The organism is Pseudomonas sp. GM60 (assembly GCF_000282415.1).
Taxonomy (GTDB): Bacteria; Pseudomonadota; Gammaproteobacteria; order Pseudomonadales; family Pseudomonadaceae; genus Aquipseudomonas; species Aquipseudomonas migulae.
The window spans coordinates 1-24635 of sequence record NZ_AKJI01000165.1; the positions used below are offsets into that span (position 1 = coordinate 1).

The following is a 24635-nucleotide window of genomic DNA, read 5'->3' on the forward strand; positions in this document are numbered from 1 at the left end:
GGGGGGGGAGCCGTTGAGCCTGGCGGCCGGCAGCCTGCTGCGTTACCTGCCGTTGTTGCTGGTGCCGCCTGCCGTGGGCGTGATGGTTTACGCCAAGGACATTGCCGCGGACTTCTGGGCCATCGTCGGTGCACTGGTGTTGTCGCTGCTGCTGTCCATGGCGTTCGCCGGTGTGCTGATGCAGCGCATGGTCAAACGCCACGCGCACCGCGAGGACTCGCAATGATCTTCGACTGGCAGGGCGCCTGGGTGTCGGTGATTCATCATCCGTTGTTCGGCATCGGCATCACCCTCGGCGCCTATCAGCTGGTGTTGGCGGCGTTCGAGAAAACCCGCTGGATTTTTCTGCAGCCGGTGCTGGTCTCCATGCTGTTGGTCATTGGCGTGCTGGTCGGCTGCGGCCTGACCTACGCCGAGTACCGCAAGAGCACCGAGATCCTCAGCATTTTGCTCGGCCCGGCCACCGTTGCGCTGGCCGTGCCGCTTTACCTCAACCTGCGGCGGATTCGGCAGTTGTTCTGGCCGATATTTACTACGCTGGTGATAGGTGGCGTGATTGCCACCGGCATGGGCGTGTTGCTCGGGTGGTCGTTTGGTGCAGAGCACATGATCCTGATGACCATGGCGCCGAAGTCGGTGACCTCGCCGATCGCCATGCTGGTGGCCGAACAGATCGGCGGCGTCGCGGCGCTGGCGGCGGTTTTTGTGTTGATCACCGGCGTGATCGGGGCGATCTTTGGGCCGAGCCTGCTGAACCGGCTCGGCGTCCACAGCCCCGAGGCGCGCGGCATGGCGCTGGGCATGACCGCCCATGCGGTGGGCACGGCCGTGGCGATGCAGGAAAGTGAAGAATGCGGCGCCTTCGCGGCGCTGGCGATGAGTCTGATGGGCGTGGCCACGGCGGTGTTCCTGCCGTTGGCGGTGTCGATGGTGGTGTAAGGAAATGTCTATGAGCTTGCCGCTTTTCCCGCTGAATACGGTGCTGTTTCCGGGCTGCATCCTCGACTTGCAGATCTTCGAGGCGCGCTACCTGGACATGATTGGTCGCTGCATGAAACAGGGCGGCGGCTTCGGCGTGGTGTGCATCCTTGAGGGTGAAGAGGTCGGCATCGCCCCGTCAGGTTATGCGCTGGTCGGGTGTGAGGCGCTGATCACCGATTTCAAGCAGCAGGACAATGGCCTGCTGGGCATTCGGGTGCAGGGCGGGCGGCGTTTTCACGTGTTGCGCACCGAGGTTCAGCGCGATCAGTTGACCGTCGCCGAGGTCGAGTGGCTGGAAGACGAGCCGGAGCAACCCTTGCAGGATGAGGATGCCGACCTCGTCGCACTGCTCAAGGCCCTGGCCGAACACCCGATGGTCGAAGCGCTGAACATGGGCACCGAAGCGACCGGGCAACAGTCGCTGGCCAATCAGTTGGCGTACCTGCTGCCATTCGCCGAGGTGGACAAGATCGACCTGCTGCAACTCGACGATCCGCAGCAACGACTGGATGCGATCCAGGCGCTGCTCGATGAATTGCAGGGTGAGTTGTTCGCTTGAAAGCGAAGGGCTGATGAACGCATTTGGTAGCAGTTTGGGCCTCAGGCCAGCATTGTCGGAAGCAACGGATGCGCATAGTTTCAAGTCTGCCCACAGGAAGTGGGTTCACACTTGAAAAGGAAGATGTAAATGGATTCCGACGCAACACAAAAACAGGCTATCTGGGATCAATGCGCCGTTGAGGTCATGCTGGTAGTGCTGAAGAGTCAACAGCGATTCAACTATGAAGTCGCTGCTCAGGCTGCCGTCGATGCCGCGGATGCACTGATCGAAAAACGCGAAGCTCGACGTACTTGAACAATTTCGCTGGATAAAAAAGCCCGAGCAATGCTCGGGCTTTTTGTGTTCGATCAATAGGCATACCGCAACATCGCGTGCGGCAAATGCCGCAACGCAAAGAAGCCGAATAACACCGCCATTGCCGGCAACACCAGCCACCAGACTTTGGGTGGCATGGCGTTGAGCGGTGTCTGGCGCTGACTCAACCCCAGGCTCGCCGCACACACGCACGCCGCCAGCATGGCGCCGGCCAGCACATCCGTTGGCCAGTGCGCGCCCAGGTACACGCGTGACAAGGCAATCGCCAGCGCCGGCAGGCAACCCAGCAGCAACCAGGTCAGGCGCATCCTTGGCGGTTGTCCGCGACCGGCCAGCACGGCGAGCGTCAGAAAAAGCGCGAAAGAGCCCGAGGCATGGCCGCTGGGCATGCTGTAGCTGGTAAGCGGGTCGCTCAGGACTTCCGGACGCAACCGGGCGAAAAAGTGTTTGGTGAGTGTATTGCCGAGTGCGGTGACGAGCAGCGTGCTGCCGGCGAAAATCGCCTGTCGCCATTGCCGGGTCAGCAGCAGCAAAACGGTCAGCAGGGCGCTGAACAGCAGCATGTTGCGGAACTCGCCGATCAGCGTGAAAGTCACGGCGACTTCATCGAGCATCGGGCTGCGGTGTTCCTGCACCAGTGTCATCAAGCCCTGGTCGAGAGCGGTGAGGTGCGGGTAGCCGATAAACAATCCGGCCAGAATCAACAAGCTCATGCTGGCGATCAGTATCGTGGCCTTGCGATGACGGCGCAGGCTGCTGGTTGCGCTCAGGCCGACCATCACGGCGATGCTGCCGGCGACGATCCCGGCCTCAGGCCAGAAACCTTCCGGTAATGGCAAGCGAATCGCCGCGCCCGTGGCCCAGCCGGGCAGCAGGTAGGCAACACTCCAGCCGGCAGTGGCCAGCAGGCTGACGGCGACGAAGCGCGGGAACGGCATGTCAAACATCCCGGCGACCATCGGCAGCATCGGCCTTAGTGGCCCGATGAATCGTCCGACCAACAGGCTGGCGATGCCATAGCGCTGGAAGTAAGCCTCGGCACCGGCGATCCACTCCGGGTGATGGCGCAGACCGGGCAGGCGCCGGATGTTCTGATGGAAATGTCGCCCAACAAAGTAGGAAACGATATCGCCCAGCACGCCGGCGGCGAATCCCAGCAGCAAGGTTTCGCTCAACGACAGTGCACCGCTGCCGGCCAGCACGGCGACGGCAAACAGCAACACCGTGCCGGGTACGATCAGTCCGGCAATCGCCAGGCATTCCACGAAGGCCACGATGAACACCGCCGCAGCCAGCCATTGCGGGTTGACCGTCAGCCATCCGGTCACGCTATCGAGCCATGGGCCCATAAAAACAACTCCATTGAATAATCAATCTTCAAAACACCGCGGCCCTCCCTGTAGGAGCAAGCTTGCTCGCGATGGTCGTTAACGATAACGCGTGCCGTCTGGATAAACGCAGCGTTCTGGAGACCATCGCCGGCAAGCCGGTCTCGCTCCTACAGGGGGGGCACAATTATTCAGGTCAGCAAAAAATAATCGCGACCTTCGACCTGCCCCCGTCGCAGCGGGTTCCGCGTGCAATACGGCGCGTAAGCCGCGTCGACGAAGCGGTACATCAGATGCTCATCGCGCCCATGGGGAATACCCAGGCGTGTGGTTTGAATAATGTGGCCCGGTGCCGGGCCGACATCCTCCACCAGCAGCACTTCATGATCAAAACGCTTGGCGTCCCAGACCGGCACCTTCAAACCCAGCGCCTTGCACAACAGCGTTTGCCCGGCACAGAGTTTTTGCGACGGGCGAGGGCGTCCCTGGGCGTCGGGATTGTTCAGCAGCATCTGCGCCAGGCTAGCCGGGCCGCTCAACTCATCGACCCACGGATAAGCGGATTTGATCAAAACCGCATTGCCCGGACCTTGAGCGCTGAAATTCAGGGAGTCGCCGCCCCGGGCGTAATACATATAGATGTGGCCGCCATCCAGAAACAAAGCCTTACGCTTTTCTGTGTAGCCGAGAGAGGCATGGCTGCCTTTTTCTTCGAAGTAATAGGCTTCGGTCTCGATGATCCGGGCGCTGAGCCACAGTTCACCGACCCGATGCCGGATGACTTTGCCAAGTAAATCCCGGGCCAGCGTTTGCGCATCCCGGTCGAAAAATGCGTCCGGGAGCCCGGTGGGCAGGCTCGCATCGGTCGCACGAACAGTCAGGTTGGACATGATGAGCGGCATTTATCAAAGCTGATTGAGTCGTGATGATAACAATTTGCAGCTTAATCACGGCTGAACGTCGGCAAATTGCCCTCCATTTCGACCATCCGCCCGTCACCGCTGTTAGTCAGGGGACGCGACAGCTATAATCTGCCGCTTTCATCTTTGCCAAGATCACAGCAGACAATGACTGAGTCCGTTCTCGACTACATGACCCGCCTGGGTCGCGCCGCCCGTGAAGCGTCGCGCATCATCGGCCGTGCCAGCACCGCGCAGAAAAACCGCGCCTTGCAGGCGGCTGCCAATGCGCTGGATGCCGCGCGTGCCGAGCTGACGGCCGCCAATGAGCTGGATCTGGCGGCTGGTCGAGCCAATGGCCTGGAACCTGCGCTGCTGGAACGTCTGGCGCTGACCCCGGAGCGTATCGACGGCATGATCGTCGGTTTGCGCCAGGTTGCAGCGTTGCCGGACCCGGTCGGCGCCATTCGCGACATGAGCTTCCGTCCGTCGGGGATTCAGGTCGGCAAGATGCGTGTGCCGCTGGGCGTAATCGGGATCATTTACGAATCCCGGCCCAACGTGACCATCGACGCCGCCAGCCTGTGCCTGAAGTCCGGCAACGCGACCATCCTGCGCGGCGGTTCCGAAGCGATTCATTCCAACCGTGCCATCGCCGCCTGCATCCAGCGCGGCCTGGCCGAAGCCGATCTGCCGGCCGCCGTGGTGCAAGTGGTCGAAACCACCGACCGTGCCGCCGTTGGCGCGCTGATCACCATGCCTGAATACGTCGACGTCATCGTGCCCCGTGGCGGCCGTGGCCTGATCGAGCGCGTCAGCCGTGATGCGCGTGTGCCGGTGATCAAGCATCTGGACGGTATCTGCCACGTTTACGTCAGTGCCCACGCCGATCTGCCGAAGGCCCAGCGTATTGCCTTCAATGCCAAGACTTACCGTTATGGCATTTGCGGTGCGATGGAGACGTTGTTGGTGGATCAAACCGTTGCCAAAGATTTCCTGCCATCGATGGCTGCCCAGTTCCGCGAGAAAGGCGTTGAACTGCGGGGGTGCGAGCGCACTCGGGCGATCATCGATGCCGCAGTGGCCACAGAAGAAGACTGGCACACCGAATACCTGGCGCCGATCCTCTCGATCCGCGTGGTCGACGGGCTGGACCAGGCCATCGAGCACATTAATAAGTACGGCTCCCATCACACCGATTCGATCGTCAGCGAAAACCTAGCGGACACCCGGCGTTTCGTCGCGGAAGTCGATTCGTCGTCGGTGATGATCAACACCCCGACCTGCTTCGCTGATGGCTTCGAATACGGATTGGGTGCCGAGATTGGCATTTCTACTGATAAGCTGCACGCCCGCGGCCCGGTGGGTCTCGAAGGTCTGACCTGCGAGAAGTACATCGTGGTCGGTGATGGCCAGTTGCGCGGCCAGGCGTCGGTCTGACTTGGGCGACCTTGATCCGTCGGCCCCGGTAACCACCAGCGAACCTGCGCCTCGACGTATCGGCATGCTGGGCGGGACGTTCGACCCGGTGCACATCGGCCATTTGCGCGGTGCGCTGGAAGTCGCCGAAGCGCTGGGGCTCGACGAGTTACGTTTGACACCGAGTGCAAGGCCGCCTCATCGCGGTACGCCGCAGGTGTCGGCGAAGGACCGTCTGGCGATGGTCGAGTGCGCGGTGGCCGGTGTGGCGCCGTTGGTGGTGGACGCCCGCGAATTGCAGCGGGACAAGCCGTCCTACACCATCGACACCCTGGAACTGATGCGCGCCGAACTGGCCGCTGAAGACCAGGTTTTTCTACTTTTGGGCTGGGACGCATTTTGCGGCCTGCCCACTTGGCATCGCTGGGAAGAGTTGCTCCAGCATTGCCACATCCTGGTGCTGCAACGCCCGGATGCCGACAGCGAACCGCCGGATGCCTTGCGCAACCTGCTGGCAGCGCGCTCGGTGAGCGACCCGCTGGCCCTTAAAGGGCCGAGCGGACAGATTGCATTCGTCTGGCAGACGCCGCTCGCGGTATCCGCCACCCAGATCCGTCAACTGCTGGCCAGCGGTAAGTCGGTACGTTTCCTGGTGCCCGACGCGGTCCTGGCCTACATCGATGCGCACGGACTTTACCGTGCGTCGAACTGAAAAAGGGTGCGCTTCAAGGCACGTGAATGCGTGTAGCGAAGCGCCCGAACATACGAGCAAAACGAGTTTTATATGACTGACAAAGACGTAGCTAAAGTAAAGCGCAAAGGCACATTCAAGAGCGCCCCGCTGCCAGTAGAAGCTCCAACCGGCCCTGAGCTGGCTGGCGAAGCGCTGGTCAAGGTTGCCGTGGCAGCCCTGGAAGACGTGAAGGCCCAGGACATCCAGGTCATCGACGTTCGTGAAAAGCAGAGCATCACTGACTTCATGATCATCGCTACCGGTACGTCCAACCGCCAGATCGGCGCCATGCTGGACAAGGTCCGCGAGGCCGTCAAAGCCCAGGGCGTCAAGCCTTTGGGTGAAGAAGGCAAGGGCGACAGCGACTGGGTCCTGCTGGATATGGACGACGTCATCGTGCACATGATGACCGCCTCGGCTCGCCAGTTCTACGACCTGGAGCGCCTGTGGGCCGGTGCAGAGCAGAGCCGTTCGGCCAGCGCTGCGCATCACAGCCCGGAAAACACCCACGAGCATTTCACCAAGCTCAACAAAGACCAGCTGTAAGGGATTGCTGTGCGACTGCGACTGATCGCCGTCGGTTCACGCATGCCCAAGTGGGTGGAAGAAGGCTGGCATGAATATGCCAAGCGTCTTCCGTCCGAGCTGGCGCTGGAACTGGTGGAAATACCGCTCAACACCCGTGGCAAGAACGCCGACGTGGCACGCTTCATCCGTCAGGAAGGCGAAGCCATGCTGGCCAAGGTCGGGCCGAACGAGCGCGTTGTCACCCTCGAAGTCCACGGCAAGCCCTGGAGCACCGAGCAGTTGGCGGTCGAGCTCGATCGCTGGCGGCTGGACTCGCGCACGGTGAATTTCATGGTCGGCGGCCCCGAAGGGCTGGCGCCGGAAGTTTGTGCGCGGGCCGATCAGCGCTGGTCGTTGTCACCGTTGACGTTGCCGCACCCGCTGGTGCGGATTCTGATCGGCGAACAGCTGTACCGTGCCTGGACAGTTCTGTCCGGTCACCCTTACCACAAGTAGTTCTGCCTCATGTCCCAGCCGATCCGCATCAAGGACCACGAAAAAGACGCCCGTCTGGTGCGTGGCCGCGTCGTGTTCGGGGCTATTGCAGTGGTGGTGCTGATTGGCGTGCTGATCGCTCGCCTGTATTTCCTCCAGGTGATCCAGTACGAGTACCACTCGACCCTGTCGGAAAACAACCGCGTCCATGTGCAGCCGATTCCGCCGACCCGCGGATTGATCTTCGACCGCAATGGCGTGGTGGTGGCTGACAACCGGCCCAGCTTCAGCCTGAGCATGACCCGCGAGCGTTCCGGCGACTGGCAGCAAGTGCTCGACGTGATCGTCGAAGTGCTGGAACTGACGCCCGAGGATCGGGTGATCTTCGAGAAACGCATGCGCCAGGGGCGTCGGCCATTCGAGCCGGTGCCGATCCTGTTCGAGCTGACCGAAGAGCAGATCGCCCGCATCGCCGTGAACCAGTTCCGCCTCCCGGGTGTGGAAGTGGTTGCGCAGCTGGTGCGGCATTACCCGCAGGGCGCGCACTTTGCGCACTCGGTGGGTTACATGGGGCGGATCAACGAGAAAGAGCTGAAGTCTCTCGATCCGGTCAATTACAGCGGCACCCACCACATCGGCAAGACCGGCATCGAGCGTTTCTACGAGCCCGAGCTGCATGGCCAGGTGGGTTACGAAGAAGTCGAAACCAACGCACGAGGCCGCGTTCTGCGGGTGCTCAAGCGTACCGATCCGATTCCCGGCAAGGACATCGTCCTGAGCCTGGACATCAAGTTGCAGGAAGCGGCCGAAGCGGCACTCGGCGGTCGCCGTGGTGCGGTGGTCGCGCTGGACCCGAAAACCGGTGAAGTGCTGGCAATGGTCAGTCAGCCGAGTTTCGACCCGAACCTGTTTGTGACCGGTATCAGCTTCAAGGCTTATTCCGAACTGCGTGATTCCATCGACCGGCCGTTGTTCAACCGCGTGCTGCGTGGTCTTTACCCACCGGGTTCGACCATCAAGCCAGCGGTGGCCATTGCAGGCCTGGACTCGGGCGTTGTCACCGCGTCGACCCGGGTCTTCGACCCCGGCTACTACATGCTGCCCAATTACGATCACAAGTATCGCAACTGGAACCGTACCGGTGACGGCTACGTCGATCTGGACACGGCGATCATGCGGTCCAACGACACCTACTTCTATGATCTGGCCCACAAGCTGGGGATTGATCGCTTGTCGGCCTACATGGGCAAGTTCGGCATCGGCCAAAAGGTCTCGCTGGACATGTTCGAAGAGTCGCCGGGGCTGATGCCGTCCCGTGAGTGGAAGCGTGCGACCCGGCGTCAGGCCTGGTTCCCGGGTGAAACGCTGATTCTCGGGATCGGTCAGGGCTACATGCAATCCACGCCGCTGCAACTGGCCCAGGCCACGGCGCTGGTGGCCAACAAAGGCGTGTGGAACCGTCCGCACCTGGCCAAGACCGTCGAAGGTGAGCGGCCGAAGGATGACAATCCGATGCCGGATATCATCCTGCGCGATCCGTCCGACTGGACCCGGGTCAACCACGGCATGCAGCAAGTGATGCACGGTGCGCGCGGTACGGCGCGCAAGGCTTCGATCGGCGCGCAATACCGGATCGCCGGCAAAAGTGGTACCGCCCAGGTGGTCGCGATCAAGCAGGGCGAGAAGTACGACCGCTCGAAGGTTCAGGAACGTCATCGCGACCACGCCTTGTTTGTCGGCTTCGCGCCGGCCGACGACCCGAAAATCGTGGTGTCGGTGATGGTCGAGAACGGCGAGTCCGGTTCCGGCGTCGCCGCGCCTGTGGTGCGTCAAGTCATGGACGCCTGGCTCCTCGACCAGGACGGCCGACTGAAAGCCGAATACGCCAGCCCTATCAGTGCGGAGGCTACGGCCCGTGAAGAGTAATTTCGATCGCATCCTCTCCAGCGAGGATGTGATGCGTCGCCGTGCGACGCTGTTGCAACGCATGCACATCGACGGACCGCTGCTGATCCTGCTGCTGACCCTCGCCGCCGGCAGCCTGTTCGTGCTGTATTCGGCCAGCGGCAAGAGCTGGGACCTGCTGGCCAAGCAAGCCACTTCCTTCGGCATCGGCCTGGTGTCGATGATCGTCATCGCCCAGTTCGAGCCGCGCTTCATGGCCCGTTGGGTGCCGGTCGCTTATGTCGTCGGCGTGCTGTTGCTGGTGGTGGTGGACGTCATGGGTCACAACGCCATGGGCGCCACGCGCTGGATCAACATTCCGGGGGTGATCCGCTTCCAGCCTTCGGAGTTCATGAAGATCCTGATGCCGGCAACCATCGCCTGGTACTTGTCCAAGCGCACCTTGCCGCCGCAGCTCAAGCATGTGGGCGTCAGTCTGTTCCTGATCGGTTTGCCGTTCATTCTGATCGTGCGTCAGCCCGACCTCGGCACTTCGCTGCTGATCCTGGCGGGTGGCGCATTTGTTTTGTTCATGGGCGGGCTGCGCTGGCGCTGGATCATCAGCGTGCTGGCCGCCGCTGTGCCGGTGGCCGTGGGGATGTGGTTTTTCATCATGCACGACTACCAGAAGCAACGAATCCTGACGTTCCTCGACCCGGAAAGCGATCCGCTGGGCACCGGCTGGAACATCATTCAGTCAAAAGCCGCCATCGGTTCCGGCGGCGTGTTCGGCAAGGGTTGGCTGCTGGGCACGCAATCGCACCTGGACTTCCTGCCGGAAAGCCACACCGACTTCATTATTGCGGTGATGGGTGAAGAGTTCGGCCTGGTGGGCATCTGCGCACTGCTGCTGATTTACCTGCTGTTGATCGGTCGCGGGCTGGTGATTACCGCCCAGGCCCAGACATTGTTCGGCAAACTGCTCGCGGGCGCCCTGACCATGACGTTTTTTGTTTACGTTTTCGTCAACATCGGTATGGTCAGTGGCCTGTTGCCGGTTGTAGGGGTGCCGTTGCCGTTCATTAGCTACGGAGGAACTTCGCTGGTAACGCTGCTGTCAGCGTTTGGGGTTTTGATGTCGATCCATACCCATCGCAAGTGGATCGCACAGGTTTGAATAAGGTGAAGATTTCAATGCAAGTAATGCGTGGCTGGGCGACTCGATACGCGCCATGGGTCGGCCTGGTAAGCATCCTTGGCACAGCGCAGGACGCGTTGGCCGGCGATTACGAAGGCTCACCCCAGGTGGCCGGCTTCGTCGGTGAAATGACCCGCGACTACGGTTTTGCCGGTGAACAGCTGATGGGCGTGTTCCGCGAAGCCGAGCGCAAGCAGTCGATTCTGGACGCGATCTCCAAGCCCGCCGAGCGGGTCAAGCAGTGGAAAGAATATCGCCCGATGTTCATCACCGACGCGCGCATCGCACGCGGCGTGGATTTCTGGCGGCAGCACGAGGCGGTACTCGCCCGTGCCGAGCAGGAATATGGCGTACCGGCCCAGGTGATTGTCTCGATCATCGGCGTTGAGACGTTTTTCGGTCGAAATACCGGCAATTACCGGGTAATCGACGCCTTGTCGACCCTGGGTTTCGACTATCCTCCCCGTGCCGAATTCTTCCGCAAGGAATTGCGTGAATTCCTGTTGCTGGCCCGGGAAGAGCAGGTCGATCCATTGACCCTAAAAGGCTCCTACGCCGGGGCGATGGGCTTGCCGCAGTTCATGCCGAGCAGCTTTCGCGCCTATGCGGTGGATTTCGACGGTGACGGCCACATTAATATCTGGACCAATCCGGACGATGCCATCGGCAGCGTCGCCAGTTATTTCAAGCGTCACGGCTGGGTGGCCGGCGAACCGGTGGTCAGCCGCGCCGATGTGCGTGGCGATCAAGTCGACGAAGGTTTGACCACCGGCATCGAACCGACTAAAACCGTCGGGGAGTTGCGGGCTCTAGGGTGGTCAAGTCATGATGCGCTGCGCGATGATATGCCGGTCACGGCATTCCGCCTGGAAGGTGACAATGGCCCTGAATACTGGATGGGCCTGACGAATTTTTACGCAATCACGCGTTATAACCGCAGCGTGATGTACGCCATGGCAGTACATCAACTGTCTGAACAGCTGGTCCAAGCACGGGGCGTCAAGTAATGCGGGCATTGCCTATGAATAAACCCCTGAAGCTGATGGCATTCGCCGCGTTGGCAGTGCTGGTCGCCAGTTGTTCGACCAGCCGCGCACCGTCGCAGAAATCATCCACCGCCGTGCGCTCGACGCCGGGGCTGGACATCAACCGCGCCCACAAAGATGGCGCACCGTGGTGGGACGTCGACGTATCGCGCATCCCGGATGCCACGCCGACCCTGCACACCGGGCCTTACAAGGCCAACCCGTACACCGTGCTGGGCAAGACTTACTTCCCGCTGCAAGAATCCAAGACCTACGTCGCCTCGGGCACGGCGTCCTGGTACGGCACCAAGTTCCACGGCCAGAACACCGCCAATGGCGAGGTTTACGACCTGTATGGCATGAGCGCCGCTCACAAGACCTTGCCACTGCCGAGTTACGTTCGGGTGACCAACCTCGACAACAACAAGTCAGTGATTTTGCGGGTCAACGATCGCGGGCCGTTTTACTCGGATCGCATCATCGACTTGTCCTACGCTGCCGCGAAGAAACTCGGCTACGCCGAAACCGGCACCGCACGGGTCAAGGTCGAAGGCATCGACCCGCAGCAATGGTGGGCGGCCAAAGGCCGTCCGGCGCCTTTGATGCTCAACGAGCCACAAGTAGCGCAAAATGCCGCGCCGACGATTACCGCTTCTGCCGGCACGGTCGAGCAATGGACGCCTCCGCCGCAGCAACACGCCGCGGCCGTTGTACCCGTGCAGATCGATGCAAAAAAAAACGCTTCTGTACCAGCCTCTGGCCAGTATCTGCAGGTGGGCGCGTTCGCCAACCCGGACGCTGCAGAACTCCTGAGATCGAAGCTCAGCGGGATGGTGAGCGCTCCGGTGTTCATCAGCTCGATCGTGCGTAATCAACAGACACTGCATCGGGTGCGCCTGGGGCCGATCGGCTCGCCGGGTGAAATCCAGCAAGTGCAGAACAGCGTGCGCCTGGCCAATCTCGGTTCGCCGAGCGTGGTCACCGCCGAGTAATACGTAGTACTTGATTGACGGTTCACTTGCGGTTTTGAGGGGTGGACCTGGTTGTTGGCTCGTTGAAGAACAAAAGCCCGGCAAGGGTACTGAGTGAACGACTGAACACGCGACAGCTCGTTAGAAGGCTGTCTGATTAGTTTTGCCTTCGGGCAGTTTCCATTAGCGATTTCGAGAGACGGATGAACATCACCACCTTTGCCAAACGCCTGTGCCTTCTAGTCCCGCTGCTCCTCTCGCCTGCCGCTTTCGCGGTCGAGATGATGCCGTCGCCGCCACAACTGGCCGCCAAAGCCTATGTGCTCATGGATGCCAGCAGCGGCAACGTGCTGGTCGAGAACAACGGTGACCAGCGTCTGCCTCCTGCCAGCCTGACCAAGCTGATGACCGCGTACATCGCGACCCTGGAAATCCGTCGCGGCCAGATCGGCGAAAACGACCCGGTGACCGTCAGCGAAAACGCCTGGCGCACTGGCGGTTCGCGGATGTTCATCAAGGTCGGTTCGCAAGTGACCGTCAGCGACCTGCTGCACGGTATCATCATTCAGTCGGGTAACGACGCCAGTGTTGCGCTCTCCGAGCACATCGCCGGCAGCGAAGACGCGTTCGCCGACATGATGAACAAAACCGTGGCCGACCTGGGCATGACCAATAGCCACTTCATGAACCCGACCGGTCTGCCGAACCCTGAGCACTACTCGTCGGCTCACGACATGGCTGTGCTGGCTCGCGCGATCATCCACGAAGACCCGGCTCACTACGCGATCTACTCGCAGAAAGAGTTCTTCTGGAACGGCATCAAGCAACCTAACCGTAACCTGCTGCTGTGGCGCGACAAGACTGTCGACGGTCTGAAAACCGGCCACACCGATGAAGCCGGCTACTGCATGGTGTCTTCGGCCGTACGTGATGGCATGCGCCTGATCGCCGTGGTGTTCGGCACCAACAGCGAAGTGGCACGTGCGTCGGAAACCCAGAAGCTGCTGACCTACGGTTTCCGTTTCTTCGAAACCCAGACCTTCTATCAGAAAGGCGCCGAGCTGGCTCAGGCCCCTGTCTGGAAAGGCTCCACCAATCAAGTCAAGGCCGGCCTGGCTGAAGACCTGACCATGACCCTGCCAAAAGGCCAGCTGAAAAAGCTCGCTGCCAGCATGACCATGAACCCGCAACTGGTTGCGCCAATCGCCAAGGGCGACGTGATCGGTAAAGTCGAAGTCAAACTGGACGACAAGGTGGTGCACAGCGCTGACCTGATCGCTCTGGATGGCGTCGAAGAGGGTGGTATCTTCCGTCGCATGTGGGATAGCATCCGTCTATTCTTCTACGGCTTGTTCAACTGAATTAGTGTGCACCTGCATGGTCCCGCGCTCATCCGGCGTGGGGTCATGCCCGTCGCCACGGCTTACGCTTACGAGGCCGTTACGCCATGACCGATACTGAAGTAAAGGCGCCCAAGATCGAATTCCCCAACGTTGATTACCCGGTTAAGGTGATCAGCGATACCGGTGTTGGCAACAAAGACAGGATCATCGAGATCGTCAAGAAACACGCGACGATCAACCATGACCGTGTGGATGAGCGCCAAAGCACCAACGGCAAATACACCACGATTCAATTGCACATCGTCGCCACCGACCAGGACCAGCTGTACAACATCAACAGCGAACTGCGGGCTACCGGCTTCGTGCACATGGTGCTGTGATGTCTGGCACGCTGGGCTTTCGCGAGCTCGGCCAGATGGCGTACGAGCCGGTCTGGCATGCCATGCAACGCTTCACCAACGAACGCGGCAGCGATGCCGCGGACGAGATCTGGCTGGTTGAGCACCCGCCGGTGTTCACCCAGGGCCAGGCCGGCAAGGCCGAGCACTTGTTGCTGCCGGGGGATATTCCGGTGGTGCAGGTCGATCGCGGTGGTCAGGTGACTTATCACGGTCCCGGCCAGTTGGTCGCCTATCTGTTGCTCGATGTGCGCAAGCTGGGTTTTGGCGTGCGTGACCTGGTCACCCGCATGGAGTTCTGCCTGATCGAGCTGCTGGCCAGCTACGGCGTGACGGCTGCGGCCAAGCCGGATGCACCGGGTGTCTACGTCGATGGGGCGAAAATCGCTTCCCTGGGTCTGCGGATCCGCCACGGTTGTTCCTTTCATGGCCTGGCCCTGAACGTGGACATGAACCTGGAACCGTTTCGACGGATTAATCCCTGCGGCTACGCCGGGCTGGCGATGACCCAGCTGAGCGATCACGCAGGATCGATTGAATTTGCCGAGGTAAGTGCCCGGCTGCGCGCGCAGCTCGTCAAACACCTCGACTATGCTGAGCAGACGACCCTAACGGGCGGAATCGACTGATATGACTACTGATGCAGTGCAAACCATGATCCCGACGCTGGATGTCACCGAGCGTCCGGCCCCGCGTGCCAAGGTTGAAGCCGGCGTCAAGCTGCGCGGCGCCGAGAAGGTTGCACGCATCCCGGTAAAGATCATTCCTACCACCGAACTGCCGAAGAAACCTGACTGGATCCGCGTGCGCATCCCGGTTTCCCCGGAAGTCGACCGCATCAAGGCGTTGCTGCGCAAACACAAGCTGCACAGCGTGTGCGAAGAAGCGTCCTGCCCGAACCTGGGCGAGTGCTTCTCCGGCGGCACCGCTACCTTCATGATCATGGGCGACATCTGCACCCGTCGCTGCCCGTTCTGCGACGTTGGCCACGGCCGTCCGAAACCACTGGACGTGAATGAGCCGGAAAGCCTGGCCATTGCCATCGCCGACCTGAAACTGAAATACGTAGTGATCACTTCGGTTGACCGCGATGACCTGCGTGACGGCGGTGCCCAGCACTTTGCCGACTGCATCCGCGAAATCCGCAAGCTGTCGCCGAACGTGCAGCTCGAAACCCTGGTCCCGGATTACCGTGGGCGCATGGACGTGGCGCTGGAAATCACCGCCGCCGAGCCACCGGATGTGTTCAACCACAACCTGGAAACCGTGCCACGCCTGTACAAGGCTGCGCGTCCGGGTTCGGACTACCAGTGGTCGCTGACCTTGCTGCAACGCTTCAAGCAGATGATGCCGCACATTCCGACCAAGTCCGGCCTGATGCTGGGTCTGGGCGAGACCGATGAAGAAGTCATCGAAGTCATGAAGCGCATGCGCGAACACGACATCGACATGCTGACCCTCGGCCAGTACCTGCAACCGTCCCGCAGCCACTTGCCGGTGCAGCGTTTCGTGCACCCGGACACCTTCGCCTGGTTCGCCGAGGAAGGTTACAAGATGGGCTTCAAGAACGTCGCTTCCGGTCCGCTGGTACGTTCCTCGTACCACGCCGATGAGCAGGCGAAGCTGGTTAAAGCTGAACTGATCTCGTCGTTGTAACAAAACGCCCGCAAGGCTTTTCAGCCTTGCGGGCATTTTTTTGCCGTGCCTACGGCAACTACAGTCTTTTCCTGCACGCTGTGGGGCGACTGTCCCTCTTCTGTTTATTCCCGTTCCTGACTACTGTGTGCAGAAGCTTTCGCGCAGGGAGATTCATGGATGACCGTTCGACCGACCCACACTCTTTTTCCCCACAAACCCGTTCCGGCCTTGCCCTCGCAAGGGCTGATCGGCGTCATTGCGCCCGCAGGCCCCGCTGCACTGGACACCGATAAGGCCATCAACTGGATGCGCGCGCGCGGTTATGCGTTGCGGATTTTCCCTGGTGTGTATGAGCAGGACGGATACCTGGCCGGCAGCGACGATGTGCGGCTCAATGACCTGCACGCCGCGTTCGCGGACAGCGAGGTCGATGCGATCATTTGCCTGCGCGGTGGTTACGGCACGCCGCGTTTACTCGATCGCATTGATTTCGAACTATTGCAGAACAACGCCAAGCCGTTCATCGGCTACAGCGATATCACGGCGCTGCACCTGGCGATCAGCCGTTATGCCGGGTTCGTGACTTTTCATGGCCCGCTGCTCAACGCTGATTTGTTGGGGGACAAGCAAAAGCCTACCGAGTCCTCGTTTTTCAACATGCTCAGGGGGCAGGTGAAGGCGGGCAGTGTGTTGACGCACCCGGTGGCTTACCCGTTGACCACAATCGAGCCAGGCATCGCTCATGGGCGCTTGCTGGGCGGTAATCTGTCGATGATTGCCGCGACCATGGGTACGCCTTATGAAATCGAGGCCGAGGGCGTCATCCTGCTTATCGAGGACATCAACGAGCCGTTGTACCGCATCGACCGATTGCTGACTCATCTGCGTCTGGCCGGCACGCTGGGCAAGTTGCGCGGGGTTCTGGTGGGCGATGTGGCGGGGGTCGATTCGATTGCGCTGGAGCGGTTGCTCAAGCAGACGTTCGAGCCGTTGCGGATTCCGGTGTTGTCGGGGTGGCGTAGCGGGCATTGCGATCCGAACCTGACGCTGCCCATGGGGGCATTGGTCCGGTTGGATGCGGGCAATAAGGAATTGGTGTTGGAGCAGGATGTAGTCGTCAAGCGATAGAGTTTCGTCGCCAGGTAGTCCGTATTCGCGAGCAAGCCCGCTCCCACAGGGTTAGCGAATAACCTGTGGGAGCGGGCTTGCTCGCGAAGGCGGCATTCGCCATACGGCTATCTATCGGTTACGCAGGCCTTCGAGCAACTTGTGCGTCGGGTACCCGTCCGCCGGCCAGCCAAACGACTGCTGGGCGCTGCGGATCGCTTTGCGGGTATTGGCGCCGATGATGCCGTCGGCGGTTCCCGCTTCGTATTTCTGCGCGCTCAGCAGGTTTTGCAGCTCGATCCGTTCGGTACGGCTCAGCGGCAAATCATCCTTGGGCCAGGTGCCATTGATGAAACCCGCGCCGTTGAAGCGCCCAGCCAACAAGCTGACGGCCAGCGCATAGGACGACGAGTTGTTGTACTTGAGGATCGCACGGAAGTTGTCGAGCACCAGGAATGCCGGGCCACGATAGCCCGCCGGCAGGAGCAGGGCCGCCGACAGGTGTTCCGAACCGGCCGGAACCTGGCCGCCGTTAGGCAGCGTGACGCCCAATTGCTGCCATTCGGCGACGCTCTTGCGAATCGAGCCATCGGCCAGCACGTAGTTGAAGCTGCCCGGCAGCTGCACTTCAAAGCCCCATGGCTGGCCTTTCTGCCAGCCAGAGCTTTGCAGGTAGTGCGCGGTCGACGCCAGGGCGTCGGCAGAGCTGCCCCAGATGTCGCGACGGCCGTCGCCATCAAAGTCCACGGCGTGGGTGTTGTAGGTGGTCGGGATGAACTGGGTCTGGCCCATGGCGCCGGCCCAGGAGCCGAGCATTTTCTCCGGCGCGATGTCGCCCTGTTGCAGGATCTGCAGGGCCGCGATCAATTGCGCGTGGGCGAAACCAGGGCGCCGGCCTTCGTAGGCCAGGGTCGCCAGGGAGTTGATCACCGACTTGCTGCCCTGAAACTGGCCGAAGTTACTTTCCATGCCCCACACCGCGACCAGTGCCTGACGATCGACGCCGTAGCGTTGTTCGATGCTTTGCAGGATGTCGGCGTACTGGCTGACCAGTGCCTGACCTTTGCGCACGCGCAGCGGCGACAGGGCACCATCGAGGTATTCCCACACCGGGCGGGAAAATTCCGGTTGGCTGCGGTCGGCACGGATCACACTGGTGTCCAGGCTGACATTGGCGAAGGCGCGGTCGAACAGGTCGGCGCGGATGCCGGCGGCCAGCGCATCCTTGCGGAAACCCGCCTGCCATTCGGCGAAGGTCTGGGTCGGCTGGATGTCGAGATTTTCACCGGTCTGCACCACGGGCGGGATCACCGCTGGGGCTGTCGCGACGGGAAGGGTCTGAAGCGGTTGGGCGTCGGCGGCGGTCGGTTTTTCCGCGCAGGCGACAAGCAGAACGAGGCTGGAGGCAGCAATCAATTGGCGAAAATGCCAACGACGGGAAATACAAAGGGGCATGCACGGGTCCAGGGAATACGGATCAGGTGCAGACCTTAACATGTTGAGCGATGGCTTGCCTTTCAGGCCGCCAGAAAGTAAGAAGCCTCCCAGTTGTCAGACTGGAAGGCTTCGCGGCGGTAGCTGCCTTTGCCCTTGCCGGCTCGTTCCTGACGGCTGCGGAACAGTGGCTGGGCGATGATGGATTTGGCCTTGTTGGGGCCATGTTTAGATGGCTTTTTGCTCATGATCAGATCTCTCGATTGAGTGGGGTTTTGCGGGGGGAAATAATCTGCTGAAGTTGGGGTTCTGTCTAGACCCCACATTGCGTAGGACCTTTCGGATGCCTTCGCTGTAGGAGCGAGCTTGCTCGCGAAGAACGTCAACGATGACGCGGGCATCCTGAAAGCCAGTGGTGCCCTTGAGTTCTTCGCGAGCAAGCTCGCTCCTACAGGGAATAGGCCGTGATGCGGTCGAACGCCTTATTCGGCAGGCAATGTCAGCCGCTGCCCAGCCATCAACAACGACAGCCGACTCAAACTCATCCATGGCGAACCCGCCGCCTGACCTTTGATCTGTGCGTCGATGCGCTGCGCTTCCAACAACAACTGTGCCCAGCGTTGCGCCGAGTAACGTTGCAAGGCTTTGCTCATCAGCGGTTTGCGTTTGTCCCAGACCGGCGGTCGGGCAGAGCTGAAGGCTTTGTCCAGCGGCACGCCCTGGCTGTATTGCAGCGAGAGGTTGGCCAGCAAGCGCAGTTCCCGGGCCAGCGCCCAGAGAATCACCGGCGGCTCGACGCCTTCACCGCGCAGCCCTTCGAGCATGCGCAGGGCATGAGCGGCTTCGCCGTTGAGAATCGCGTCGGTCAGGCCGAAGACATCGAAGCGCGCACTGTCGGCCACCGCGGCTTGCACGGTTTCGACGGTGATCTGCCCGCCTTCGGCCATCAGCTTGAGCTTTTCGATCTCTTGCGCGGCCGCCAGCAAGTTGCCCTCGACTCGCGCGGCGATCAGTTCCACGGCGTCCTGGCTGGCGGACAGGCCGGCCTGAGACAAGCGCTGCCGGATCCAGCCCGGCAGCTGGCTGGCGTCCACCGGCCAGATTTGCACGAACTGAGTGTGCTGACCTTCGACCAGCGCCTTGCCCCACTTGGTTTTCTGCGCGCTGCCGTCGAGCTTCGGCAGGCTGATCAGCAACACGGTGTCTTCGGCCGGTCGCGAGCAGTACTCGATGAAGGCGGCTGCGCCTTTGTCACCGGGTTTGCCGGATGGCAGACGCAGTTCCAGCAGGCGTTTTTCAGCGAACAACGACATGCTTGCGCCGGCTTGCAGCAGCGTTCCCCAGTCGAAACTGGCTTCGGCGGCGAACACCTGACGTTCATCGAAGCCCTGTTGACGGGCGGCTGCGCGAATGGCGTCGGCGGCTTCCTGACACAGCAGTGGATCGTCGCCACTGATGATGTAGACCGGCGCGAGCGTACCTTGCAGGTGTTTGGCGAGTTGGGCGGGGGCGAGTTTCATAGGCGAGGGCAAACGGGGCGCCTGAGCGCCCCGTAAGTCTTATTGCTGCGGGATTTCGACAGGCGACTGACGCGGCGTTTCCGCTTCAGCCTTCTGCGCTGCTTCCAGTGCCGCGGCGTCAGCTCTGACCTTGGCGTCGGCGGTCTGTTGCATTTGCTCCAGATGAGTCGGCGTAAGCTGTTGCAGGCGAATCATCATGCGTTGAACCAGTTCACGACTAGTGTCCTTGCGGGCATCGGCGGCTTCCTGGTCGGAACCCACCAGATTGTTGCCGTCGTGGATGAAGACCCGCTGCATTTCGATCTTGTCGCTCAACAGCGGCACGTCGCCGTGGCCATTGATGTCGTAGCTGAGCACGGTAGTGAGCTCATACTCGCCAGTACGGCCGGCACCTGCGTAGCTGAGAATGCGCTGGCTTTCCTGTTCATTGGTCAGCACCAACTTGAACGGAGCACCGCTGTAGACTTTGACGCCGCCGCTTTCCAGCGCCTGACGCATCAGGTTCACGGTGTCGCCATAGGCATTGCGCGCGCTCAGGTCGATTTCCTTGATCGCCATTTCATAGGTGCCGGTGCCGCGCAGCTGGAAACCGCAGGCGCTCAACAGGACCGCGAGGCCCATCACCAGCAAATTGCGTTTGATCATCTTGTTGCTCCCCTTGAAACCATGTGGGCCGATCATGCGGCCCGAAAGGTTTTACTCGGCGCCAGGCTCACCTGGCGCCTGATCCAATTAGCTGGCGACGATATTGACCAGTTTCCCGGGCACTACGATCACTTTACGAATAGTCAGGCCATCGACAAAACGCAGCACGTTTTCGTTGATACGGGCAGCGGCTTCGATCTCTTCACGAGTCGCGCTGGCCGGCATTTCGATCTGGCCGCGCAGCTTGCCGTTGACCTGGATAACCAGTGTCAGGCTGTCCTGCACCAGTGCGCTGTCGTCCAGCACTGGCCAGCCGGCGTCGATCACCGGATCGGCGTGACCCAGGCGATGCCACAGCTCATGGCTGATGTGCGGGGTGATCGGAGCCAGCAGCAGCGTCACGGTTTCCAGACCTTCGTGAACCAGCGCGCGATCCTGTTCGGTCGCCTGCGGGGCTTTTTCCAACACGTTCATCAGCGTCATCACCTGGGCGATGGCGGTGTTGAATTTGTGGTTCTGGCCAACGTCGTGGCTGGCCTGTTTGATGGCCTGGTGGATCGAACGGCGAATGACTTTCTGCTCGTCGTTCAGGCTGGCGATGTCCAGTTTGCCCGGCAGGCCCTGAGTCACGTGCGCTTGAGCCAGACGCCAGACGCGCTTGAGGAAGCGGTGCGAACCTTCTACACCGGAGTCGGACCATTCCGCGCTCATGTCAGGTGGCGAGGCGAACATCATGAACAGGCGGCAGGTGTCTGCGCCGAACTGGTCAATCATCGACTGAGGGTCGACGCCGTTGTTCTTCGACTTGGCCATCTTCTCGGTGCCGCCGATTTCCACCGGCAGGCCGTCGGCGATCAACTTGGCGCTGATGACCTTGGCCTTGCTGTCGCGTTCGAGTTCGACGTCTGCCGGGTTGAACCAGGTGTAAGCACCATTGGCTTCGCGACGATAGTAAGTCTCGGCGATCACCATGCCCTGGGTCAGCAGGTTCTTGAACGGCTCGTTGGAGCTCACCAGGCCTTCGTCGCGCATCAGCTTGTGGAAGAAGCGCGCGTACAGCAGGTGAAGAATCGCGTGTTCGATACCGCCGATGTACTGATCCACCGGCAGCCAATGGTCGGCCGCGGATTTCTCCACCAGGCCGCCTTCATAGTGCGGCGAGGCGTAACGGGCGTAGTACCACGAGGACTCGACGAAGGTGTCCATGGTGTCGGTTTCACGCTTGGCCGGTGCGCCGCATTTCGGGCAAGTGCACTCGTAGAACTCGGGCATGCGGGCCAATGGTGAACCGGCGCCATCCGGCACCACATCTTCCGGCAGTACGACAGGCAACTGGTCTTCCGGGACCGGCACGTCACCGCAGGTGCCGCAGTGGATGATCGGGATCGGGCAGCCCCAGTAACGCTGACGGCTGATGCCCCAGTCGCGCAGGCGGAACTGGGTACGCGAGGCGCCGAGGTTTTTCTTGATCAGCGCGACTTCCATGGCGTCGAAAGCGCCTGCGAAGTCGAGGCCGTCAAATTCGCCGGAGTTGATCAGCGTGCCGTGTTCGCCGTAGGCGTCTTGCCACGGCGCCGGGTTGGTGTCACCTGAACTGGTGCGCACCACCGATTTGACCGGCAGGTTGTACTTGTGGGCGAACTCGAAATCACGCTCGTCGTGCGCTGGAACCGCCATGACGGCGCCGTCGCCGTAGTGCATCAGCACATAGTTGGCGACCCACACCGGCAGCTTCTCGCCGGTCAGTGGGTGCTCGACGAACAGGCCGGTCGGCAGGCCTTTTTTCTCTTGGGTGGCGACGTCGGCTTCAGCGACGCTGCCGCCCTTGCATTCAGCGATGAACGCTTGCAGCTCAGGGTTGTTCTGTGCGGCCAGGGTGGCCAGGTGGTGTTCGGCGGCCACGGCGACGTAGGTCGCGCCCATCAGGGTGTCCGGACGGGTGGTGAAGACTTTCAGCGCGCCGGCTTCGCCGATGGAATCGACGTTGTACGGGAACTGCACTTCCATGCCGCGGGACTTGCCGATCCAGTTGCGCTGCATGGTCTTGACCTGTTCAGGCCAGCCCGGCAGATCGTCGAGACTCTCCAGCAGTTCATCCGCATACGCGGTGATCTTGAAGTAGTACATCGGGATTTCGCGTTTTTCGATCAGCGCGCCGGAACGCCAGCCGCGACCGTCGATCACTTGCTCGTTGGCCAGGACGGTCTGGTCGACCGGGTCCCAGTTCACGGTGCCGCTCTTTTTGTAGATCACGCCTTTTTCGAACAGGCGAGTGAACAGCCATTGTTCCCAGCGGTAGTAATCGGGCTTGCAGGTGGTCACTTCACGCGACCAGTCCACCGCCAGGCCCAGGCTGCGCAGCTGGTTTTTCATGTAGGCGATGTTTTCGTAGGTCCACTTGGCGGGCGCTACGTTGTTCTTCATCGCGGCGTTTTCCGCCGGCATGCCGAAGGCATCCCAACCCATGGGTTGCAGGACGTTCTTGCCTTGCATGCGCTGGTAGCGGGAGATCACGTCGCCGATGGTGTAGTTGCGCACATGCCCCATGTGTAGCTTGCCGCTGGGGTAAGGGAACATCGACAGGCAATAGAACGTCTCCTTGCCTGGCTGTTCACTGACTTCAAAGGACTTTTGCTCGTCCCAGAACGACTGGGCGGCGGCTTCGATTTCACGGGGCTGATATTGTTCGTGCATGGCTACTTTTGAACTGAATAGGGGTGGCCTAATCCTCTTCAATGCGACGCTGGACGGTGATCACGCCAAATCGGCGTTTCGGTGCCCAGACGAGCTGGAAGTGGAGTTACAGGAAGCGCCGTAGCATACATGACCGCACTCTACCGAGGGAAACCCTGATTACTGCCGCGCGTCTCGCAGAAATGGCTGCGAGGGCCGTTGGTCGCGGCGTTCAGCCGGTTTGTTCATGGAAGCTAAGCTCTAAATGGGGAGTGAGTCTTATCTTCAATGAGGTGAGGGATGGTTGAGTCACAGCAAAAAGTTACAAAACCGGAGTTGTACGAAAGACTGATCGATCGTCTGGGATTGGCCTTGGACGCGGCAAAAACCGCTGGCCGGTTGCGCGATGAACGTCCCCTGGAGCTGGAGCTGCGTGGCCTGAGCCCCGCAGAGTTTGAACTGGTCAAGGCGTATCTGGACCGCAGTGAACGTGAAACACACGGATGCTTGTCAGAAGCAGTGAAGCAACTCGACGCACCACGTTCGGCCAAGATCATCTGGCTCAAGGACAAGGCACCCGGCAGAGACGCGGTAAAGGTCCGGTCTCTGCAATTCAAGTAAGGGCACTTGAACCCATGGCGTATGGTTTTTTAAAGCTTAGTCCTTTCGCATTTGTTGTCGCATTGCGTCAACCCACTTAGGCTTCGGGCATCTTCAGGAGATGCTCGATGCCTTTTCGTTACTTCGTTAAACAACTTCTGCTGCCTCCCGGCATTTTATTGTTGTTACTGGTGCTTGCCTGGTGGCTTCGCCGCTCAAGGCCGCGCCTTGCGGGCGTGTGCTTTGTATTGGGCGCGGGCGGTTTCTGGTTGATGAGTTTGCCGGTGGTGGTGCAGTGGAGCGCCGAAGCCCTTGAACGTATGCCCCCACTGGCTCGCGACGAATGGGCCGCCCTGGCTCAGCGTGCCGATGCAATTGTGGTGCTGGGATCGGGGCGTGAACGTGGCGATCCGGCCTGGGGCGCCGATCAGCCGACCGGTGTCGGTCTGGAGCGAGAGCGTTATGCCGCCAGACTGGCCAAGGCGTCTGGCTTGCCGATCCTGACCAGTGGCGGCCTGCATTACGGCACGCCACCGACAGAAGCCAAGTTGATGGCGGACTCGTTGCTCGATGATTTCGGCGTAACTGTGCGCTGGCAGGAAGGGCGCAGCCGTACGACCTGGGAAAACGCGCAGTTCAGCGCCGAGGTGTTGCTGCCACAAGGGATCAAGCGCGTTGTGGTCGTGACTCAGGCCTGGCACATGCCGCGGGCAGTCTGGAGTTTCCAGAAGGCAGGATTTGAGGTGGTGGCAGCACCTGTAGGGTTTTTAGGCGTAGACAACGCCCGACCGCTGGGTGGTTGGATGCCGGAGTTCAAGTCGATCTGGCAGAGCGGGCAGTTATTGAATGAGGCAGTGGGGCAGGTGGGGTATTCGTTGTTTTATCGATAACCCGAAGTTCACGCATTTCTTGTAGGAGCGAGCTTGCTCGCGATGAGTCTGAAAGCGGCGCTTGTTTGCG

The 24635-nt window shown here is 60.8% G+C and carries 26 protein-coding genes; 19 read left to right on the forward strand and 7 right to left on the reverse strand.

The genetic code is table 11. The features are described 5' to 3' along the window. The 4 genes from PMI32_RS01680 to PMI32_RS30485 form a co-directional block, all read left to right on the forward strand. The coding region (locus PMI32_RS01680) for a CidA/LrgA family protein (RefSeq protein WP_008035077.1) at positions 1-226 on the forward strand (226 nt) is incomplete at its 5' end. Further along, on the forward strand, positions 223-939 hold the full coding sequence (locus tag PMI32_RS01675; protein WP_008035079.1) for an LrgB family protein: 717 nt from the start codon (positions 223-225) through the stop codon (positions 937-939). The genes PMI32_RS01680 and PMI32_RS01675, both read left to right, overlap by 4 nt. 10 nt (positions 940-949) lie before the next feature. Beyond that, a complete protein-coding gene (locus PMI32_RS01670) occupies positions 950-1540 on the forward strand; it encodes an LON peptidase substrate-binding domain-containing protein (RefSeq protein ID WP_008035081.1) in 591 nt (196 codons plus the stop codon). A gap of 129 nt (positions 1541-1669) precedes the next feature. Further along, positions 1670-1837: a hypothetical protein gene (locus PMI32_RS30485; protein WP_008035083.1), complete on the forward strand. Its 168-nt coding sequence runs from the start codon at positions 1670-1672 to the stop codon at positions 1835-1837. A gap of 53 nt (positions 1838-1890) precedes the next feature. Here PMI32_RS30485 and PMI32_RS01665 read toward each other — a convergent pair whose 3' ends face one another. Together PMI32_RS01665 and PMI32_RS01660 are read right to left on the reverse strand one after the other, a co-directional pair. Beyond that, entirely contained in the window at positions 1891-3207 is a 1317-nt protein-coding gene (locus tag PMI32_RS01665) for a bifunctional DedA family/phosphatase PAP2 family protein (RefSeq protein WP_008035085.1), read from the reverse strand. A gap of 170 nt (positions 3208-3377) precedes the next feature. Continuing rightward, positions 3378-4076 carry a DNA-3-methyladenine glycosylase gene (locus PMI32_RS01660; RefSeq protein WP_032829223.1) on the reverse strand — a complete coding sequence of 233 codons (699 nt, stop codon included), beginning with the start codon at positions 4074-4076 and terminating at the stop codon, positions 3378-3380. Between the two features lie 177 nt (positions 4077-4253). Here PMI32_RS01660 and PMI32_RS01655 point away from each other — a divergent pair, with 177 nt between their 5' ends. From PMI32_RS01655 to PMI32_RS01595, 13 genes are all read left to right on the forward strand, one after another. Beyond that, positions 4254-5525 carry a glutamate-5-semialdehyde dehydrogenase gene (locus tag PMI32_RS01655; protein WP_008035088.1) on the forward strand — a complete coding sequence of 424 codons (1272 nt, stop codon included), beginning with the start codon at positions 4254-4256 and terminating at the stop codon, positions 5523-5525. Position 5526: 1 nt separating this feature from the next. Next, positions 5527-6216 (forward strand): nicotinate-nucleotide adenylyltransferase, encoded by a 690-nt coding sequence (gene nadD / locus PMI32_RS01650; RefSeq protein WP_085989747.1) that lies wholly within the window; start codon positions 5527-5529, stop codon positions 6214-6216. Positions 6217-6288: 72 nt separating this feature from the next. Then, positions 6289-6783 carry a ribosome silencing factor gene (rsfS, locus tag PMI32_RS01645; protein ID WP_008035092.1) on the forward strand — a complete coding sequence of 165 codons (495 nt, stop codon included), beginning with the start codon at positions 6289-6291 and terminating at the stop codon, positions 6781-6783. Between the two features lie 9 nt (positions 6784-6792). Further along, positions 6793-7260: a 23S rRNA (pseudouridine(1915)-N(3))-methyltransferase RlmH gene (gene rlmH / locus PMI32_RS01640; RefSeq protein ID WP_007937439.1), complete on the forward strand. Its 468-nt coding sequence runs from the start codon at positions 6793-6795 to the stop codon at positions 7258-7260. 9 nt (positions 7261-7269) lie between these two features. Beyond that, a complete protein-coding gene (mrdA, locus tag PMI32_RS01635; RefSeq protein ID WP_008035095.1) occupies positions 7270-9165 on the forward strand; it encodes a penicillin-binding protein 2 in 1896 nt (631 codons plus the stop codon). A 31-nt stretch (positions 9166-9196) separates the two neighbouring features. Further along, positions 9197-10300 carry a rod shape-determining protein RodA gene (gene rodA / locus PMI32_RS01630; protein WP_050550375.1) on the forward strand — a complete coding sequence of 368 codons (1104 nt, stop codon included), beginning with the start codon at positions 9197-9199 and terminating at the stop codon, positions 10298-10300. A 17-nt stretch (positions 10301-10317) separates the two neighbouring features. Next, positions 10318-11328: a lytic murein transglycosylase B gene (mltB, locus tag PMI32_RS01625; RefSeq protein ID WP_008035098.1), complete on the forward strand. Its 1011-nt coding sequence runs from the start codon at positions 10318-10320 to the stop codon at positions 11326-11328. Then, the gene (locus tag PMI32_RS01620; RefSeq protein ID WP_008035099.1) at positions 11328-12338 is read left to right on the forward strand and encodes a septal ring lytic transglycosylase RlpA family protein; all 1011 of its coding nucleotides are present in this window, start codon (positions 11328-11330) and stop codon (positions 12336-12338) included. The genes mltB and PMI32_RS01620 overlap by 1 nt, the downstream gene beginning before the upstream one ends. Positions 12339-12520: 182 nt before the next feature. Then, positions 12521-13678: a D-alanyl-D-alanine carboxypeptidase family protein gene (locus tag PMI32_RS01615; protein WP_008035100.1), complete on the forward strand. Its 1158-nt coding sequence runs from the start codon at positions 12521-12523 to the stop codon at positions 13676-13678. A gap of 86 nt (positions 13679-13764) precedes the next feature. Beyond that, the gene (locus PMI32_RS01610) at positions 13765-14040 is read left to right on the forward strand and encodes a DUF493 domain-containing protein (RefSeq protein ID WP_008022933.1); all 276 of its coding nucleotides are present in this window, start codon (positions 13765-13767) and stop codon (positions 14038-14040) included. Beyond that, a complete protein-coding gene (lipB, locus tag PMI32_RS01605; RefSeq protein WP_008035101.1) occupies positions 14040-14687 on the forward strand; it encodes a lipoyl(octanoyl) transferase LipB in 648 nt (215 codons plus the stop codon). Before PMI32_RS01610 ends, lipB begins: the two co-directional genes overlap by 1 nt. Before the next feature lies 1 nt (position 14688). Then, positions 14689-15714 carry a lipoyl synthase gene (lipA, locus tag PMI32_RS01600; RefSeq protein ID WP_008035102.1) on the forward strand — a complete coding sequence of 342 codons (1026 nt, stop codon included), beginning with the start codon at positions 14689-14691 and terminating at the stop codon, positions 15712-15714. 159 nt (positions 15715-15873) lie between these two features. Then, complete coding sequence (locus PMI32_RS01595; protein ID WP_008035103.1) at positions 15874-16824, forward strand: S66 peptidase family protein; 951 nt, start codon at positions 15874-15876, stop codon at positions 16822-16824. Between the two features lie 111 nt (positions 16825-16935). On the opposite strand, the gene PMI32_RS01590 is transcribed toward PMI32_RS01595, so the two are convergent. The 5 genes from PMI32_RS01590 to leuS all read right to left on the reverse strand — a co-directional run bounded on the left by PMI32_RS01590 (position 16936) and on the right by leuS (position 23096). Next, positions 16936-18258: a lytic murein transglycosylase gene (locus tag PMI32_RS01590; protein WP_008035104.1), complete on the reverse strand. Its 1323-nt coding sequence runs from the start codon at positions 18256-18258 to the stop codon at positions 16936-16938. A gap of 62 nt (positions 18259-18320) precedes the next feature. Further along, on the reverse strand, positions 18321-18485 hold the full coding sequence (gene arfA / locus PMI32_RS01585; protein WP_008035105.1) for an alternative ribosome rescue factor ArfA: 165 nt from the start codon (positions 18483-18485) through the stop codon (positions 18321-18323). Positions 18486-18719: 234 nt separating this feature from the next. After that, entirely contained in the window at positions 18720-19757 is a 1038-nt protein-coding gene (gene holA / locus PMI32_RS01580) for a DNA polymerase III subunit delta (protein WP_008035107.1), read from the reverse strand. Positions 19758-19796: 39 nt separating this feature from the next. After that, on the reverse strand, positions 19797-20402 hold the full coding sequence (locus PMI32_RS01575) for an LPS-assembly lipoprotein LptE (RefSeq protein WP_008035109.1): 606 nt from the start codon (positions 20400-20402) through the stop codon (positions 19797-19799). Positions 20403-20489: 87 nt separating this feature from the next. Then, positions 20490-23096: a leucine--tRNA ligase gene (gene leuS / locus PMI32_RS01570; RefSeq protein WP_008035112.1), complete on the reverse strand. Its 2607-nt coding sequence runs from the start codon at positions 23094-23096 to the stop codon at positions 20490-20492. Between the two features lie 279 nt (positions 23097-23375). Here leuS and PMI32_RS01565 point away from each other — a divergent pair, with 279 nt between their 5' ends. Both PMI32_RS01565 and PMI32_RS01560 read left to right on the forward strand, forming a co-directional pair. Then, positions 23376-23696, forward strand: a complete 321-nt coding sequence (locus tag PMI32_RS01565; protein ID WP_008035114.1) for a hypothetical protein — start codon at positions 23376-23378, stop codon at positions 23694-23696. Between the two features lie 107 nt (positions 23697-23803). After that, positions 23804-24565 (forward strand): YdcF family protein, encoded by a 762-nt coding sequence (locus tag PMI32_RS01560; protein WP_008035115.1) that lies wholly within the window; start codon positions 23804-23806, stop codon positions 24563-24565. Positions 24566-24635 lie beyond the last annotated feature (70 nt).